Genomic DNA, 18,018 nt, shown 5'->3' on the forward strand with positions numbered 1-18,018 from the left:
GAACGACATGAAGCGAATACTTCTTGCTGTCTTCGGTATCCTGGCACTGGCCTTTGCCACGCTTATGCCGGCATTCGCCCAGTCCAAAGGTACTGTCTACTACATGGTGCCGACATTGCTCGACGAGTTCCAGACCGGCTCGGTGAGTGCGCTGGAGCTGTTCCTGAAGCAGGTCGGCTACGAGATGAAGGCGCTGAACGCCGACAACAAGACCGACGCGCAGCAGTCGCAGATGAACGACGTCATTGCGCTGAAGCCGGCGGCGATCATCCTCGCCGCCGTCGATTTCAATGCACTGAAACCGTCCATTGAAGCGGCACGCGCGGCCGGCATCCCGGTGGTCGAGTTCGACCGCCAGATCACCTCGACGCCCTCCGACTTCACCTCGGTCGCTGGAACGATCGAGATCGGCTACGTCGCCGCGGACCAGGCCGAGAAACTGCTGAAAGCCAAGAACGGTTCGGTGAAGGGCAAGGTGCTGCAGGTGCTCGGCGACCCCGGCGACCCCTACACGCTCGACATCCAGAAGGGCTTTGAGGAGAAGATGAAGGCGTTCCCGGACGTCAAGATCATCTCGCTTCCGGCCATGCAATGGGCGGCGGATGCAGCCGGGACCATCGTCAACGACCAGATACTGGCGAACCCCGACATCGACCTGATCTTCAGCCATGCCGCGCACCTCTCGGTCGCTGCCGTCGCCTCGCTCGAGGCTGCCGGCAAGAAACCGGGCGACGTCATGCTGATGAGCTCGAACGGCGCTCCGGTCGGCCTCGACCTGATCCGCAAGGGCTGGCTCAACGTCGAAGTCGAGCAGCCGCTCTACGCGCAGGCCGCGGCCGTTGCCATGTTCATGGACAACGTCGTCAAGAAGGAAGAGATCAAGCCCGGCGAATATGACGTGCTCGGCCTGAAATCGACCGTGACCAAGGAAGCCTGGGGGCCGAACATCAAGATCCCCGGTGCCGCCATCACCAAGGAAAACGTCGACAACCCGGCTTTCTGGGGCAACCAGAAGCCGCCGACGGACACCGTCAAATCGGTCGAATAGGCACGCTGCTGAAAAACGCTCCGGGCCATCTCGGTCCGGAGCCAATCCTCCGCAATTCCAACCGCGCATGATCGTTTCCGAAAATCGACTTGATTTCGGGGTCATGCGCCAGCCGGATCAGCCCATGAACCCCCGCACGCGCCACGCCCTGGAGTTCGTCCTCGACAACCTCGTCTGGTTCATGCTGCTGTTCGTGCTGGTGGTGTTTTCCATCTTCATCCCGAACTATTTCCAGCTTGGCATCTTCGCCAACATCATCGAGGCCTCCAGCGTGCTCGGCGTCATGTCGATCGGCCTGGCGCTGGTCATCATTGCCGGTCACATGGACCTCTCGGTCGAATCCGTCGCGGCGCTCAGCGCCATGGCGGTCGGCATCCTGTTCTGCTCGTCGGGCATCGGGCTTGGCGTGCAACTGCACCCGGAATGGCTGATGGTTCCGGTGTCGCTGCTGCTGGCGCTGGCGGTCGGCGGCCTGATCGGCGCCTTCAACGGCTATCTGGTGGTGCGGGTGAAGATGAGCGCCTTCATCATCACGCTGGCGTCCTACATCTGGGTGCGCGGCCTGGTGCTGGTCATTTCCGGCGGCCGCTCGGCGCAGGACCTTGCGCCGGCCATCCGCTGGTTCGGTATCCAGCGCCTCATCGGCCTGCCGCTCACCGCCTGGATCACGATTGCCTGTTTCGTCGTCTTCTCGCTGATCATGGCCAAGACGCCGTTCGGCCGGCACCTCGTCATGATCGGCGGCAACGAGACGGCAACCTTCCGCGCCGGCATCCGGGTGAACCGCAACCTGATCATCGCCTTCGTGCTGGCCGGCGCCATTGCCGGCCTTGCCGGCTGGCTGCTGGCGATCCGCACCTCGGGCGCCACCGCCAATCTCGGCGTCGGCCTGCTGTTCAACGCTTTTGCCGCCGTCGTCATCGGCGGCGTCAGCCTGAAAGGCGGTGTCGGCACCCTGCCCGGCGTCTATGCCGGCGTGCTGCTGCTCTCGGCCATCAACACGGCGATCAACCTGATGGGCCTGCCGGCCAACTTCACCCAGGTGATCCATGGCCTGCTGGTGCTGGCCGCCGTGCTGCTCGACGCTTTCAAGCAAACCATTCGCCAAAGACTCGCATGACAGGACGGCTCGCATGACTGGACGACTACAAGACAAGGTGGCGCTGATCGTCGGCAGCGCCCGCGGCATCGGCAAGGGCATCGCGCTGCGCTTCGCCGAAGAGGGTGCGAGGCTGGTGCTCGCCGACACCGAGGTTGCGGCCGGGCAAGCGACTGCGGACGGACTGAGCGTCCCCTTCATCCGCACCGACATTTCCCTGATGACTGAGGCCGAGGCCGCGGTGGCGCTGGCGCTCGAACACCACGGCCGCCTCGACATCGTCGTGCAGAATGCCGGCATCTATCCCTGGCAGTTGATCGAGAACACCAGCGCCGACGACTGGGACCGCGTCATGGCGGTCAATCTGCGCGGCACCTTCAATGCCACCCGCGCCGCCTTGGTGCCGATGAAGGCGCAGCACTACGGGCGCATGCTCTACACCTCTTCCATCACCGGCCCGCACGTCACCAGCCCCGGCCACGGCCACTATTCGGCCAGCAAGGCCGGCATCAACGGCTTCATCCGTGCCGCAGCGCTTGAATTCTCCGGCTACGGCATCACCGTCAACGGTGTCGAACCCGGCAACATCCTCACTGAGGCGATCGAGTTGCATCGCGGCGCGGCCTATATCAAGAACATGGAAGACTCCATACCGCTCGGCCGCCTCGGCAGCCCGCGCGACGTCGCCAATGCCTTCCTGTTCCTCGCCTCCGACGATGCCAGCTACATCACCGGCACGACCATCATCGTCGATGGCGGGCAGCTGCTGCCCGAGGGCAACGACTTCCGGCTCCTGCCGCCTTGAGCATAGAACCCCACGGCGCTCCCAAGCTGTAACGCTTCCTCGAAAAAACTTCGCTGCTGTCCAACAATACTATTGAACTCGAATTTCGAGGCACCTCGTTGGCGCTGAACAGCATGGCGCTATGGTTCTTTATATAAGATGACTCTAATGCAACCTTCGGATACAACTATCCTTGGGACAATGCCAAACAGCGGGAGGACCAAATGGCTGTCATCAACGGAACCATCGGCAACGACATCAATCCCGGCATTCAGGACCTGGTCGGCGACGACACCATCAACGCATTGGCCGGCGACGACTACATTATCATGGCGATTGGCGGCAATGACCAGGTGAATGGAGGGGATGGAATCGATGACGTCATCTACGAGAACTACACAAACGGCCTGACCATCAACATGCAGACCGGTGTCGTCACCGACGGGCTGGGCAACACCGATACGCTCAACAGCGTCGAGGGGCTGAACGCCAGCTACTTCGCAGACAACATCACGATGGCAAATGTCGCCTTTTGGGCGTTTGCGAGGGCGGGTAACGACATCATCCATATGGGAACAAACGGTGGCACAGTATTTGCGGGAAGCGGCACCGACACCATAATCGGCGGCGCCGGCGAAGATATGGTTTCCTATAGGGACGACGGTCTTGACTATGGAATTGACGTCGACGGCGGCGGCATCATCACACATGGTGCAACGATCAATTTGGCGACCGGCGTTGTAGTTGACGGCTGGGGCTTCACGGATACGCTGACCAGCATCGAGGATGCTGAAGGCACCCAGTTCGCCGACACCATCACCGGCACAACCGGCAGCAACTATCTTGCGGGCGGCGATGGCGCCGATACAATCAATGGCGGCGTGTCGGCCACTGTGGACGTTTACGATTTCTTGCGCGGCGGCAACGGCAACGACACCTTGACGGTGGTTTCCGGTACCGTGTTGGGGGACCAGGGCAATGACAGAATCATTGCACAGACATCCGGAAACACCGACATCGACTATGTCGAGACCCGCTATGACGACGCGACGACTGCCGTCGTGGCCAACCTCACGGCACAGGCCCGCGCTGGCCTTGCGGCCGGATCGAATGCCATCGGTTTTGCCATCGCAGATGGGCAAGGTGGTGTCGATCGCGTATCCGGCATTCATGCCATCGACGACACATCCTTTGGCGACACTTTCATCGTCGATGCCTCCTTTACCAACACGTTCGGCGGCTACATGGATTTCTACCTCACGGCCGGGAACGACGTTGTAAAATTCCTGGCTGGGGCGGGAGGCCGGGTCAACTACAACGGGGCGGACGGCGCGGTTCTGGTCGATCTGCAGGGCGGCTATGCCCACGACATGGATGAGAGCAACCTCTTCATCGGCTACGACACATTGGTCGGCGTGAACGACGCGCGTGGAACCACGTTCAACGACGCGCTTTATGGCAACGCGGCTGACAATAAGATGCGTGGCCGCGGCGGCAACGATGTTCTGATGGGCCACGACGGCAACGACACGCTCTGGGGCGATGAACGTGATGGTTCCAACGACACGCATTACGGCAATGACTCAATTTACGGCGAAGCTGGAAACGACACGTTGAACGGCGGCCGGGGAGCCGATCTTCTGGATGGTGGCACAGGCGTCGATACCATGCGTGGAGGTGGCGAAAACGACACCTACTATGTCGACAATGCCGGCGACCAGGTCATCGAAATCAATGGCAAGGGCACCGACAATGTCCAGGCCTACGTCTCCTTCAACCTGTCGGGTCAGGAGCTGGAGAACCTGGCGCTGAGAGGTGGCACCTCGATCAATGGCACCGGCAACTCGATCGCCAACATCATCACCGGCAACAGTGGCAACAACATCATCAATGGTCTCGGCGGCGCCGACACAATGAGCGGCAGCACCGGCAACGACACCTACTATGTCGACAATGCCGGCGATCATGTCATCGAAGCCAATGGCGGGGGCACCGACAATGTGCAGGCCTATGTCTCCTTCAATCTGTCGGGACAGGAGCTGGAGAATCTGGCGCTGAGAAGCACCGGCAACATCAACGGCACCGGCAATTCGATCGCCAATGTCATTACCGGCAATTCGGGTGCGAATGTCATCAACGGCCTCCTCGGCAACGACACGCTGTCCGGCAGCACCGGCAACGACAGCTTCGTCTTCACCACGGCGCTCAACGCTTCGACCAATGTCGACCGCATCACCGACTTCTCGGTGGTCGAGGATACCATCCAGGTCGATAATGCGATCTTCGCGGCGCTTGGCGCCAACGGCACGCTGACGGCCGCACAGTTCGTCAAGAACACCACCGGTCTTGCCGGCGACGGCACCGATCACATCATCTACGAGACCGACACCGGCTGGCTCTACTATGACAGCAACGGCAATGCAGCAGGCGGCTCGACCCACTTCGCCACGCTGGCCGCAAACCTCGCGCTGACAAACGCCGATTTCGTCGTGGTGTGACGAGGGCAATGCAAACGGCCCGCCACATTGGAAATGTGTGGCGGGCTCTCGGCGCCAGCGGGCAGCCCGCGCCACGTCGCCAATGCCTTCCTGTTCCTCGCCTCCGACGATGCCAGCTACATCACCGGCACGACAATTGTCGTCGATGGCGGTCAACTGCTGCCCGAGGGCAGCGACTTCCGGCTCCTGCCGCCGTGATCAGATCAAAATTGGTCTGCACCCGGACTGAGCGGCGCACCAATATCAGAGACAAGCTTGACGAGCTCCGCCTGCCGCGTCGTGTTGGTCTTGGCAAAGATGCGGCCAAGGTGGGTCTTGATCGTGTTCTCACCGACCCCGAGCGACAGCGCACTCTTCTGGGTGGTCAGTCCGCCGCCCACGGCCAGCAAAACCCGCACTTCCGCTGGCGTGAGATCGAACAGTGTCGTCAGCACCGCCTCCGAGGGCGGCGCGGCCGAGATTGTCATCGAGATGAAGACGGCGGCGCATGCGGGACGGAAAGCCGCGCGCGCGGTCCCCTCGGCCAGTGGCAATACATAGGCAACGGCTGGGGGCTGGCTGGCCGCGGATAAGGGCAAGCCGATGCCGCGCGCGCCAAGCGAGGCATCGGCTTGAGCGGCTCCCGATATCGCTTCCAGCAGGGCGCGGCCCGATATCGGATTTTGTGCCTGGAGGATGCCGTTTCTAGAAAAGATGGGTTGCTGCGTCGAGAGCATCGCCTCGGCACGGCCGTTCGCATAAAGGATCGCGCCATCCGCGCTGGTAAGAACGACGGCGGCTGCAAGATTGTCGAGCGTCGCGCGATAGAGACTGGCGGTCACGCGCGCCTTATCGAGCAGGTCGCCGATCAGCGAAGCGCGGCGCAAATGAGGAGAAAGCAGCGCTATAAAGCGCTGCTCCTCAGCAGTGACCGCACCCCTGCTCGCGCGTGTCGTGAAGCTCACGAGGCCGATCCGATCCGAGGTGTGCACGAACTTGGTGATGCAGCCCTCGCGCAATCCCTGCGGGCCAGCCCAGTTCCGGTAGAAAGGTGATCGTTGAAGTTCGGCTTCAGTCATGCTCGACAATGTCGATAACGGTGTGTCGATGTCGCCGAAGACCACGGCTTTCAGACCTGGAATGTCCTCGAAGCCGTAGTCCTGCTGCAGAACGCGCATTTGCTCCGAATCCCAGGGCGACTGGGCCGCAAAACGTCCATGTTGATCGCCGGGATCAGCCAGCGCGATGGTTGAATAGGCGGCGTCCACGGCCTCCGTGAGCCGGACCATGACGTCGGTCCAGAACTCCGAATTGAGCGCGCAATCGTAGATGTCGCCTATGATCGACGAAAGCAAGTCGTTGCTCAGCCTGCCCATTCACCCCTGCCCAATAGCGCCTCCCTTTTCCGTCAGTCAGGGATACCGCACGTCCCTGCCTATATCAGCTTGGCCTCGAAAAGCTCAACGCAAGCCGAAGGATTTCTGAGACCTCATTCTTTCGGGTGACGACATTTGCAACACGCTAGGCCAAGTGGGCGGCGCAAGGCAGGTTCCAGAGCGCGCCAATTCAGGCGCCCTGGCCCTGAGTAGCGTTGGATTCCAAGACTGCGTCCAGCCGCAACGACTCAGGAAACTTCTGCTTCAATTGAGAATCTGTTTCGGCGGGGGTCAGCATGTCGGTTTGGAATGGTCTTGCAGGTGGCGCGTGGTTCACCGCTTCAAATTGGACCGGCGGCGTGCCTGACGCAATCGGTGCTACAGCCGATTTCAGCAATCTCGCCGGTGCCAGCCTCACGCATCACATCGACCTGGCGGTTCAAGGTCCATTCACGGTCGGCACCTTGAATCTGGCGAGTTCCGCCACCGTGAATTACAGTCTCGAAAACGGCTCGCTCATCATGAACAACGCGGGCGGTGCGATCATCAGCGTAACGTCGACCGGCAATCCACTGGCAAGCATGCTGGCGTCGTCGCTGACGCTGCAGCTCAATGCGGCAACGTTGATTGCAACAACCGGAAGCAACACGACCCTCGACGTCCAGGCGCAGATTACCGGAACGGGGCTCCTGACCAAATCCGGCGTCGGCACCCTGAGGCTGTCTGATGCGACCAACAACTGGTCGGGCGGAACGCAAATCAATCAAGGCACAGTTTCGTTTGGCGCCGCTGCGTTCGGAACGGGAGACATCGCGTTCGCCGGCGACAGTGTGTTCCGGTCTACAGGCGGCACGACGCTTGCCAACGATCTGGTCGAACTCGCCGGCGTTTCAACATCTATCAGGACACAGACGGGCACGTCACTTTCGTTGACCGGTACCTTCGCAGCGCTCGGCGGCGCCGGGACCGCGGTGCATTTTGGCAGCGCAACGGATGCGGGAACGATTTCCTTTGCCTCAAGCAGCATCACCACCAATGATGCGGGCTCGCTTGCCATTGACGGCGGCACGCTGAAAGCGGGCGCGGCGTTCGCGTCCTTCACCAATGGGCTGGCCAACACCAATATCGCGGCCGGAGCGGTTCTCGACGCCAATGGCTTCTATCTGGAACTGAACCATCTGACCGGGGCGGGCGTGATCACCAACGACGGCGCTTCCGATGTTGTCGCGAACGTCTATGAGGCCGGCAGCTCTACCTTCTCGGGCGTTTTCGCGAATAGCTTCAGCCATATAGGATTGAACAAGATCGGCACCGGGACCCTGACATTGTCAGGCGCCAATACTTACTCCGACACGACCACTGTCGCGATCGGAACATTACGGGCGGGAGCCGACCACGCCTTCAGCGCCACTAGTGTCGTCGACGTAAAAGCTGGCGCGACGCTCAATATCAGCGCTTTCGACCAAACCATCGCCGGACTGACCGGCAGCGGCGAAGTCCGGGCCGATACTGTTACATCGGCCACCTTGACGACGAGCATAAGCCTTGGCGACGTGAAGGAGTTTGCAGGCGTGATCTCGAACGGCTCGGCGGTATTTGGCGAGCTCAACCTAATAAAAAGCGGCGTGGGAACCCAGATTCTGTCAGGCCTGAACACCTATACGGGCCATACCACGATAACGGCGGGAACATTGGTGCTGTCCGGGTCGGGTTCGATTGCCGATTCATCCGGACTGGCGATTTCCGTAGGGGCCGCTTTCGATCTCGGCGGGCTGTCGGGAAACGGCGCGTCGGTACAGGCATTGGCGAATGCCGGCACCGTCAGCTTCGGCGGAGAGATGTTGCATCTGGTCGATCAGTCAGCCGCCCTGGGAGGCACATATATAGGGTCGGGCTTAACCGATGGTCTTCACATAGACCTCGATGCGACAGCGTTGAATTTCAGCCTTTCGACCGCAACTTTCACCAACTGGGCAGATTTTACTGACGAAATCGCCATCGTTGGCAATGGCCTTGCCAATACGATTACTGGGTCGTCCCACGCTGATACCATTGGTGGCGGCCTCGACAACGACGTGCTGATCGGCGGAGGCGGCGAGGACAATCTGAATGGTGGCGACGGTTCGGATACGGCCTCTTATGCAAGTGCTGCCGCAGGCGTCATTGCGAACCTCTCAAATCACAAGGTCAATACCGGTGACGCCTACGGCGACAGCTATTCCCTCATCGAAAACCTGACCGGATCGAGCCATGCGGACCAACTCTACGGCAACGATGTTGCCAATATTCTGGATGGCGGTGCCGGCTCCGACACCATGCAAGGCGGCATCGGCAACGACACCTACTGGGTCGACAATGCCGGCGATCATGTCATCGAAGTGAACGGCCAGGGTACCGACAATGTGCAGGCCTATGTTTCATTCAACCTGTCCGGACAGGAGCTGGAGAACCTGCAACTGCGCAGCGCCGCGTCCATCAACGGCACCGGTAACTCGATTGCCAACATCATCAATGGCAACAGTGGCAACAACATCATCGATGGCCTTCTCGGCACCGATACGATGAGCGGCGCTCAAGGCAACGACACCTACTATGTCGACAATGCCGGTGACCATGTCATCGAGGTCAATGGCCAGGGCACCGACAATGTGCAGGCCTATGTCAGCTTCAACCTGTCCGGCCAGGAGCTGGAGAACCTGGCGCTGCGCGGCGCGGCTTCCATCAACGGCACCGGCAACTCCATTGCCAACATCATCACTGGCAATTCAGGCAACAACATCATCAACGGGCTCGGCGGCGCCGACACGATGAGCGGCGCGCAGGGCAATGACACCTACTATGTCGACAATGCCGGCGATCATGTCATCGAGGTCAATGGCGGCGGCACTGACAATGTGCAGAGCTATGTTTCTTTCAACCTCTCCGGTCAGGAGCTGGAGAATCTGGCGCTGAGAGGTGGCGCCTCGATCAATGGCACCGGCAACTCGATCGCCAACATCATCACCGGCAACAGTGGCAACAACATCCTCGATGGCCTTCTCGGCGCCGATACGATGAGTGGCGCTCAGGGCAACGACACCTACTATGTCGACAATGCCGGCGATCATGTCATCGAAGTGAATGGCCAGGGCACCGACAATGTGCAGGCCTATGTTTCATTCAACCTGTCGGGTCAGGAGCTGGAGAACCTGGCACTGCGCAGCGCGGCCTCGATCAACGGCACCGGCAATTCCATTGCCAACATCATCACCGGCAACAGTGGCGCCAATGTCATCAACGGCCTCCTCGGCAACGACACGCTGTCCGGCAGCACCGGCCACGATACCTTCGTCTTCACCACAGCGCTGAACGCCTCCACCAATGTCGACCACATCACCGACTTCTCGGTGGTCGACGACACCATCCAGCTCGACAATGCGATCTTTGCAGCGCTTGGCGGCAACGGCACGCTGACGGCGGATCAGTTCGTCAAGAACACCACCGGCCTTGCCGGCGACGGCAACGACCACATCATCTACGAGACCGACACCGGCTGGCTCTATTATGACAGCAACGGCAATGCCGCGGGCGGCTCGACCCATTTCGCCACGCTGGCCGCCAACCTCGCGCTCACCAACGCAGATTTCGTCGTGGTGTGAAGGAGACCCTGTCGGTCCGCCCGAAGCGGATCGGGAAACATCTACCTGACCATCAGCGCAATCGTGCCATCGAAGAACTGCGGTCTGTTTCAAGACATATTCTCAGAAAAATTTCGGCGACATCGGTCAGATACAGAGCGCACATAGACCGCATCGCTCTAGTTGCACTAAAAGAAATTTAAAATGGCACCGCTGATGGATGCCACCCCAGTGTTTTGGAGAACATATGTCTGCCCTCAACGTCACCACAACACATAATTACGGCCCAGACGATTTGGCTAATATTACTGCAATCAATTTCACGGGGCCGGCGTTTGCGTCGCCGTGCTGTCTTATGATTCTGTAACGATCTTCACCGCGCATCACCGAATTCCATTTACGCCAGTACGCGATGCCGGCTGCTGGCCATTTTCCACCACGCCGGCAGCGAAAGGGAACGAGCCATGACTATCGGACGCATCGGACAGGACTTCATCGTCAATTCGACGGCAATAAACGTTCAGTATACCCCCGTGATCACGGCGCTGGCCGATGGCCGCTTCGTGGCCACCTGGTCTTCCACTGATACCGGCGATGGCGATGGCTATTGCGTCCGCGCCCGCATCTACAACGCCGACGGTTCAGCGGCCGGCAGCGACTTCATCGTCAATTCGACAGCAACCAGCAATCAGTCTAGCCCCGCGATCACGGCGCTGGCCGATGGCCGCTTCGCGGCCACCTGGCAGTCCGGTGACACCGGCGACGGCGATGACGATTGCATGCGCGCCCGCATCTACAACGCCGACGGTTCAGCGGCCGGCAGCGACTTCATCGTCAATTCGACGGCAACTGGCTTTCAGACTAGCCCCGCGATCACGGCGCTGGCCGATGGCCGCTTCGTGGCCACCTGGGAATCCTATGACACCGGCGACGGCGCTGGCAGCTGCATTCGTGCCCACATCTACAACGCCGACGGTTCAGCGGCCGGCAGCGATTTCATCGTCAATTCGACGGCAGCGAACAATCAGGTTAGCCCCGCGATCACGGCGCTGGCCGATGGCCGCTTCGTGACCACCTGGCAGTCCTATGATCCTGGCGACGGCTCTAGCAGCTGCATCCGCGCCCGCATCTACAACGCCAACGGTTCAGCGGCCGGCAGCGACTTCATCGTCAATTCGACGGCAACGAGCAATCAGTACGACCCCGCGATCACGGCGCTGGCCGATGGCCGTTTCGTGGCCACCTGGCAGTCCTATGATCCCGGCGACGGCGACGGCACCTGTATCCGCGCCCGCATCTACAACGCCAACGGTTCAGCGGCCGGCAGCGACTTCATCGTCAATTCGACGGCAACGGGTAATCAGTATAGCCCCGCGATCACAGTGCTGGCCGATGGCCGCTTCGTTGCAGCCTGGAATTCTCTTGACACCGGCGACGGCGACGGCAGCTGCATCCGCGCCCGCGTCTACAACGCCGACGGTTCAGCGGCCGGCAGCGACTTCATCGTCAATTCGACGGCAACTGGCCTTCAGTATGACCCGGCAATCACGGCGCTGGCCGATGGCCGTTTCGTGGCCACCTGGGAGTCCGTTGATACCGGCGACGGCAGCGGCAGCTGCATCCGCGCCCAGATATTCGACCCGACTGTCTTCGTCGGCACGGCCGGCAAGGACATCTGGCAGGGCAGCAATGTCTTCGCCGACCATATCAACGGCGGCACCAGCGCCGACACGCTGTCGGGTCTTGGCGGCGACGATACGATCAGCGGCGATGCCGGCAACGACATGCTCGACGGTGGCGCCGGCAGCGATAAGCTGTTTGGCGGAGCCCATAACGATACACTCAACGGTGGCGCCGGCGCCGATCTGATGAGCGGCGGCACCGGCGACGACACCTACTGGGTCGACAATGCCGGCGATCATGTCATCGAGCTCAACGGCCAGGGCATCGACAATGTGCAGAGCACCGTCTCCTTCAACCTCTCCGGCCAGGAGCTGGAGAACCTGGCGCTACGCACCGGCGCCTCGATCAACGGCACCGGCAATTCGATTGCCAATGTGATTACCGGCAATTCGGGCGTCAACATCCTGATCGGCCTTGGCGGCAACGATACGCTGGACGGCAAGGAAGGCGCCGACACCATGCAGGGCGGCATCGGCAACGACACCTACTATGTCGACAATGCCGGGGATCATGTCGTGGAGAGCAATGGCCAGGGCGCCGATAATGTGCAGGCCTATGTCAGCTTCAACCTGTCCGGCCAGGAGCTGGAGAACCTGCAACTGCGCAGCGCCGCGTCCATCAACGGCACCGGTAACTCGATTGCCAACATCATCAATGGCAACAGTGGCAACAACATCATCGACGGCCTTCTCGGCGCCGACACGATGAGCGGCGCGCAAGGCAACGACACCTACTATGTCGACAATGCCGGCGACCATGTCATTGAGGTCAATGGCCAGGGCACCGACAATGTGCAGGCCTATGTCAGCTTCAATCTTTCCGGCCAGGAGCTCGAAAACCTGCAACTGCGCAGTGCCGCCTCGATCAACGGCACCGGCAATTCCATTGCCAACATCATCACCGGCAACAGTGGCGCCAACGTTATCAACGGGCTTGGCGGCAACGACACGCTGAGCGGCAGCACCGGCCATGACAGCTTCGTCTTCACCAGTGCGCTGAACGCCTCGACCAATGTCGACCACATCACCGACTTCTCGGTGGTCGACGACACCATCCAGGTCGACAATGCCATCTTCGCAGCGCTTGGCGGCAACGGCACGCTGACGGCCGCACAGTTCGTCAAGAACACAACTGGCCTTGCCGGCGACGGCAACGATCACATCATCTACGAGACCGACACCGGCTGGCTCACCTATGACAGCAACGGCAATGCGGCTGGCGGCTCGACCCACTTCGCCACGCTTGCCGCCAACCTCGCGCTCACCAACGCCGATTTCGTGGTGATCTGAACACGGCTTGTGCGCAATCCCGACAACGCACCTTGTAACGATCCTCACCGACACCGCGCTCACCGAATTCCATTTATGCCAGTACGCGATGCCGGCTGCTGGCCGTTTTCCACCACGCCGGCAGCGAAAGGGAACAAGCCATGCCTATCGGACGCATCGGACAGGACTTCATCGTTAATTCGACGACAATAGACAGTCAGTATACCCCCGTGATCACGGCGCTGGCCGACGGCCGCTTTGTGGCCACCTGGCAGTCCACTGACACCGGCGACGGCAGCGGCGGCTGCATCCGCGCCCAGATCTACAACGCCAACGGTTCAGCGGCCGGCAGCGACTTCATCGTCAATTCGACGGCAACGGGTGATCAGTATGATCCGGCAATCACGGCGCTGGCCGATGGCCGTTTCGTGGCCACCTGGCAGTCCGTCGACACCGGCGACGGCGACGGCATCTGCATCCGCGCCCGCGTCTACAACGCCGACGGTTCAGCGGCCGGCAGCGATTTCATCGTCAATTCGACGGCAACGGACTTTCAGTATAGCCCCGCGATCACGGTGCTGGCCGATGGCCGCTTCGTGGCCACCTGGGTATCCAATGACCCCGGCGACGGCAGCAACAGTTGCATCCGTGCCCACATCTACAACGCCAACGGTTCAGCGGCCGGCAGCGATTTCATCGTCAATTCGACGACAGCGAACAATCAGGTTAGCCCCGCAATCACGGCGCTGGCCGACGGCCGCTTCGTGACCACCTGGCAGTCCGATGAAACCGGCGACGGCAGCGGCTATTGCATCCGCGCCCGCATCTACAATGCCAACGGTTCAGCGGCCGGCAGCGACTTCGTCGTCAATTCGACGACAGCGGGTGATCAGTATAGCCCCGAGATCACGGCGCTGGGCGATGGCCGCTTTGTGGCCACCTGGCAGTCCAATGATCCTGGCGACGGCGACGGCAGCTGCATCCGCGCCCGCATCTACAACGCCAACGGGTCAGCGGCCGGCAGCGACTTCATCGTCAATTCGACGGCAACGAGCAATCAGTATAACCCCGAGATCACAGTGCTGGCCGATGGCCGCTTCGTGGCCTCCTGGGGGTCCTCTGACACCGGCGACGGCGACGGCAGCTGCATCCGCGCCCGCGTCTACAACGCCGACGGTTCAGCGGCAGGCAGCGACTTCGTCGTCAATTCGACGGTAACGGGCTTTCAAGGTACCCCAGCCATCGCGGCGCTGGCCGACGGTCGCTTCGTGGCCACCTGGGAGTCCGGTGATACCGGCGACGGCAGCAGCGGCTGCATCCGGGCCCAGATCTTCGACCCGACCATCTTCGTCGGCACGGCCGGCGCGGATATCTGGCAAGGCAGCAATGTCTTCGCCGACCACATCAACGGCGGCGCCAGCGCCGATACGCTGTCGGGTCTTGGTGGTGACGATACGATCAGCGGCGATGCCGGCAACGACATCCTCAACGGTGGCGCCGGCAGCGATAAGCTGTTTGGCGGAGCCGACACCGATACACTCAACGGTGGCGCCGGCGCCGACACGATGAGCGGCGGCACCGGCAACGACACCTACTGGGTCGACAATGCCGGTGACAAGGTGATCGAGCTGAATGGCCAGGGCACCGACAATGTGCAGAGCTATGTCTCCTTCAACCTCTCCGGCCAGGAGATCGAGAACCTCGCACTGAGAAGCAACGGCAACATCAACGGCACCGGCAATTCCATTGCCAATGTCATCACCGGCAATTCGGGCAACAACGTCATCAACGGGCTCGGCGGCGCCGACACGATGAGCGGCGCTCAAGGCAATGACACCTACTATGTCGACAATGCCGGCGACCATGTCATTGAGGCCAATGGTCAGGGCACCGACGGCGTCTTCAGCTCCGTCTCCTTCAATCTCTCAGGCCAAGAGCTGGAGAACCTGACGCTGACCGGCGCAGGCAATATCAACGGCACCGGCAATTCGATCGCCAACATCATCACCGGCAACAGTGGCAACAACGTCATCGACGGCCTCGGCGGTGCCGACACGATGAGCGGCGCTCAGGGTAACGACACCTACTGGGTCGACAATGCCGGCGATCATGTCATCGAGCTCAATGGCCAGGGCACCGACAATGTGCAGGCCTTTGTCAGCTTCAACCTGTCGGGTCAGGAGCTGGAGAACCTGGCGCTGCGGACCGGGGCCTCGATCAACGGCACCGGCAACTCGATCGCCAACACCATCACTGGCAACAGTGGCGCCAACGTCATCAACGGCCTCGGCGGCAACGACACGCTGTCCGGCAGCACCGGCAACGATACCTTCGTCTTCACCACGGCGCTCAATGCCTCGACCAATGTCGACCACATCACCGACTTCTCGGTGGTCGAGGATACCATCCAGGTCGACAGTGCGATCTTTGCGGCTCTCGGCGCCAACGGCACGCTGACGGCCGCACAGTTCGTCAAGAACACCACCGGTCTTGCCGGCGACGGCAACGATCACATCATCTATGAGACCGACACCGGCTGGCTCACCTATGACAGCAACGGCAATGCGGCGGGTGGCTCGACCCATTTCGCCACGCTTGCTGCAAATCTGGCGCTGACAAACGCTGATTTCGTCGTGGTGTGAGAGAGAGCGGTTACGCCCGGCCGCTCTGCTTCATGGCGGCCGGTGCGATCAAGCGCTTTTTAGACGCGCCGCCTTTCGCCTATGGGCGGTGGTTTTCGCCGGCCAGAACACACACTCCACACGCACTTCGCCGGTTCAACGGATCTGCCCAGTGGCGGACCTACGAAGATTGTACAGTATCTCTGAGAGACCGATCCTGCGATTTCACTCGATGCATGCAGAGATCCGCTCGAAAGGCAGTACGGAACGCAAGCGCCTCTCAAAGGTTGTTGGTCAGACAACAACCGGCAGAGGGGCTGGAAATGATCAATCCACTCAGAACCGACCACATCTTTCAGCGGGCGCATGCGCTGGCGGAAAGCGGTACCCATGGCAGTCCGGCCATCATCATCGCCACACTGGTTGCCGAGGGCTATCCGGAGGCGACCGAGCTGTTGAACTCCGACAATATCCGCGCCGACCTCAGCCGCGTCTGTGGAGCCGCCGCCAACGGGCGACCGGCCGCACCATATCGCACGCTTCGCCATTGACGCGGCAGCGGAAGGATTCTGTGGATTGGTGGGCGATGACGGGCTCGAACCGCCGACATCTTCGGTGTAAACGAAGCGCTCTACCAACTGAGCTAATCGCCCGCTCCGGGGCGGACCTTTAAGCGGTCAGGGTCGGCTTCGCAAGGCCAAATGAGTGCGCGACGCCCTGGTTGGAGGCCGGTTTTGCCAACAAAACGCCGGCTGTCAAAAAACCTTCTCCTGTTTGCTGTTATGCTGTCCTGTCGCGCTTGACACCCGGTGGCGAACCCCTTATCCAGCGGCCCAACGACGAACACGGCTGACACGTGCTCGTCAATGCGCGGGTGTAGCTCAGTTGGTTAGAGTGCCGGCCTGTCACGCCGGAGGTCGCGGGTTCGAGCCCCGTCACTCGCGCCATTTAACTTACTGATAGTTAAATGGTCTTCGCGCTAAGTAGGCTTCGGCCATGTCAGGCAAATCTGCCATGTAAGCACCATGTAAGCAGCGGGATTGATAGGCCCGCTGGCGCTAGCTGCAATTGCGATGGTCGTGCAAACTAGCGAGTGACGGGCTCCTCTTCCAGCGGGAGCCCGATTACGACATACCCTCCTTTTGGTTCGAACTTTGGCGTGGCGCCCCCCTATGACAAAGAAATCGAGAAAACTGACTGAGCAGGAAGCGCTTGTCGCAGGCTGGCGATTGGAATTGGGATAGCGGTCGGTCGCGCGCTGGCGGGTTGATAGAGCAGTCCAAGTTCAGAATGACTTGGGCGGCACGTATAGACAGATCGTAATGTCAGGGTTGCTAGATGGTTTTTGACGATGCCGGCCTGCCTTTTGGGCATGGCACCAATGGAAACGCATGTCGTGTGACTGACGCACCCTGCCGTCCGCGTAAGGCAGCAATTCACCAGACGGCACCTTGAAGCCCTTGCTTGTTTCGCGAACGGCACCGTCTGCCATCGGCTTGCAATGCTCGTCCTGACAGCACTGTTTTTCGTACCAGCTATGTGCCGATGCCAACGGCATTCCGAAAGCGCAGGTTGCGGCGATGATAGCGCCCAACCCGGATGCGCCGCCGCGCCCGCTCCATGGCCAGTTCATGAATTACATTAGGCCTATCTGATATAATGGCGCAAGCTGGGCTGTGTTCTGCTAATTTGTGCAAGGGTGGGCACCCTCCCTAGCGCCGTTTCATCTTCGGGGTGATCTCTTCAACCCGCACCTTGTCGCCGATCTCCTTTGCCATCGCCAAGGCTTTGGCTTTGTCCTTGGTGGTCAGCACGGTGCGCCAATGCGGCTTCTCGAATACGCTGACGACGTAGGTTGTCACTGGCTTGTCGGTCATCCGAATGCTCAGTCGGTTCCGCGCGTGCTCATCCAAACCAAAAAAAGCAAAGCCCGCTGCCTCGGGGGGAAGCAGCGGGCAAATGCAGGGCCGGAAGGGCCTGTGTGCAAGTTTCCGGCAGCGCCCGACACAAACGGCGCGGCTGGAGGTTGGTTCCCTGATCAAATA

10 protein-coding genes, 2 tRNA genes and 1 pseudogene are annotated in these 18,018 nt (G+C 60.7%); 10 read left to right on the forward strand and 3 right to left on the reverse strand.

The features are described 5' to 3' along the window. Positions 1–7: 7 nt before the first annotated feature. The 5 genes and pseudogenes from B5V02_RS01965 to B5V02_RS01985 all read left to right on the forward strand — a co-directional run. Positions 8–1,048 carry a sugar ABC transporter substrate-binding protein gene (locus B5V02_RS01965; RefSeq protein ID WP_111542561.1) on the forward strand — a complete coding sequence of 347 codons (1,041 nt, stop codon included), beginning with the start codon at positions 8–10 and terminating at the stop codon, positions 1,046–1,048. A gap of 124 nt (positions 1,049–1,172) precedes the next feature. Further along, entirely contained in the window at positions 1,173–2,168 is a 996-nt protein-coding gene (locus B5V02_RS01970; protein WP_111542597.1) for an ABC transporter permease, read from the forward strand. Between the two features lie 13 nt (positions 2,169–2,181). Continuing rightward, positions 2,182–2,952 carry an SDR family oxidoreductase gene (locus B5V02_RS01975; protein WP_111542562.1) on the forward strand — a complete coding sequence of 257 codons (771 nt, stop codon included), beginning with the start codon at positions 2,182–2,184 and terminating at the stop codon, positions 2,950–2,952. A 203-nt stretch (positions 2,953–3,155) separates the two neighbouring features. Further along, complete coding sequence (locus tag B5V02_RS01980; protein ID WP_111542563.1) at positions 3,156–5,429, forward strand: beta strand repeat-containing protein; 2,274 nt, start codon at positions 3,156–3,158, stop codon at positions 5,427–5,429. 60 nt (positions 5,430–5,489) lie between these two features. Then, positions 5,490–5,627 (forward strand): annotated as a pseudogene (locus tag B5V02_RS01985) (SDR family oxidoreductase); the annotation flags it as partial. 5 nt (positions 5,628–5,632) lie between these two features. Here the strand turns inward: B5V02_RS01985 and B5V02_RS01990 are convergent. Further along, positions 5,633–6,784, reverse strand: a complete 1,152-nt coding sequence (locus B5V02_RS01990) for a helix-turn-helix transcriptional regulator (protein WP_111542564.1) — start codon at positions 6,782–6,784, stop codon at positions 5,633–5,635. A 359-nt stretch (positions 6,785–7,143) separates the two neighbouring features. Between B5V02_RS01990 and B5V02_RS01995 the strand changes: the two genes are divergently transcribed. From B5V02_RS01995 to B5V02_RS02010, 4 genes are all read left to right on the forward strand, one after another. Continuing rightward, positions 7,144–10,422, forward strand: a complete 3,279-nt coding sequence (locus tag B5V02_RS01995; protein WP_167458326.1) for a beta strand repeat-containing protein — start codon at positions 7,144–7,146, stop codon at positions 10,420–10,422. Between the two features lie 443 nt (positions 10,423–10,865). Next, entirely contained in the window at positions 10,866–13,373 is a 2,508-nt protein-coding gene (locus tag B5V02_RS02000; protein WP_111542566.1) for a calcium-binding protein, read from the forward strand. Between the two features lie 140 nt (positions 13,374–13,513). Next, complete coding sequence (locus tag B5V02_RS02005) at positions 13,514–15,994, forward strand: beta strand repeat-containing protein (protein ID WP_111542567.1); 2,481 nt, start codon at positions 13,514–13,516, stop codon at positions 15,992–15,994. Positions 15,995–16,296: 302 nt separating this feature from the next. Continuing rightward, on the forward strand, positions 16,297–16,524 hold the full coding sequence (locus B5V02_RS02010) for a hypothetical protein (protein ID WP_111542568.1): 228 nt from the start codon (positions 16,297–16,299) through the stop codon (positions 16,522–16,524). A gap of 26 nt (positions 16,525–16,550) precedes the next feature. Here B5V02_RS02010 and B5V02_RS02015 read toward each other — a convergent pair. Further along, a tRNA-Val gene (locus B5V02_RS02015) sits at positions 16,551–16,626 on the reverse strand. Positions 16,627–16,843: 217 nt separating this feature from the next. On the opposite strand from B5V02_RS02015, the gene B5V02_RS02020 reads away from it, so the two are divergent. Next, positions 16,844–16,920 (forward strand) — tRNA-Asp (locus tag B5V02_RS02020). 765 nt (positions 16,921–17,685) lie between these two features. Here B5V02_RS02020 and B5V02_RS41030 read toward each other — a convergent pair. After that, a partial coding sequence (locus B5V02_RS41030) for a hypothetical protein (protein ID WP_208647028.1) occupies positions 17,686–18,018 on the reverse strand: 333 nt, incomplete at its 5' end.

The sequence above is a fragment of the Mesorhizobium kowhaii genome, from assembly GCF_003253745.1.
GTDB classification, from domain to species: domain Bacteria; phylum Pseudomonadota; class Alphaproteobacteria; order Rhizobiales; family Rhizobiaceae; genus Mesorhizobium; species Mesorhizobium kowhaii.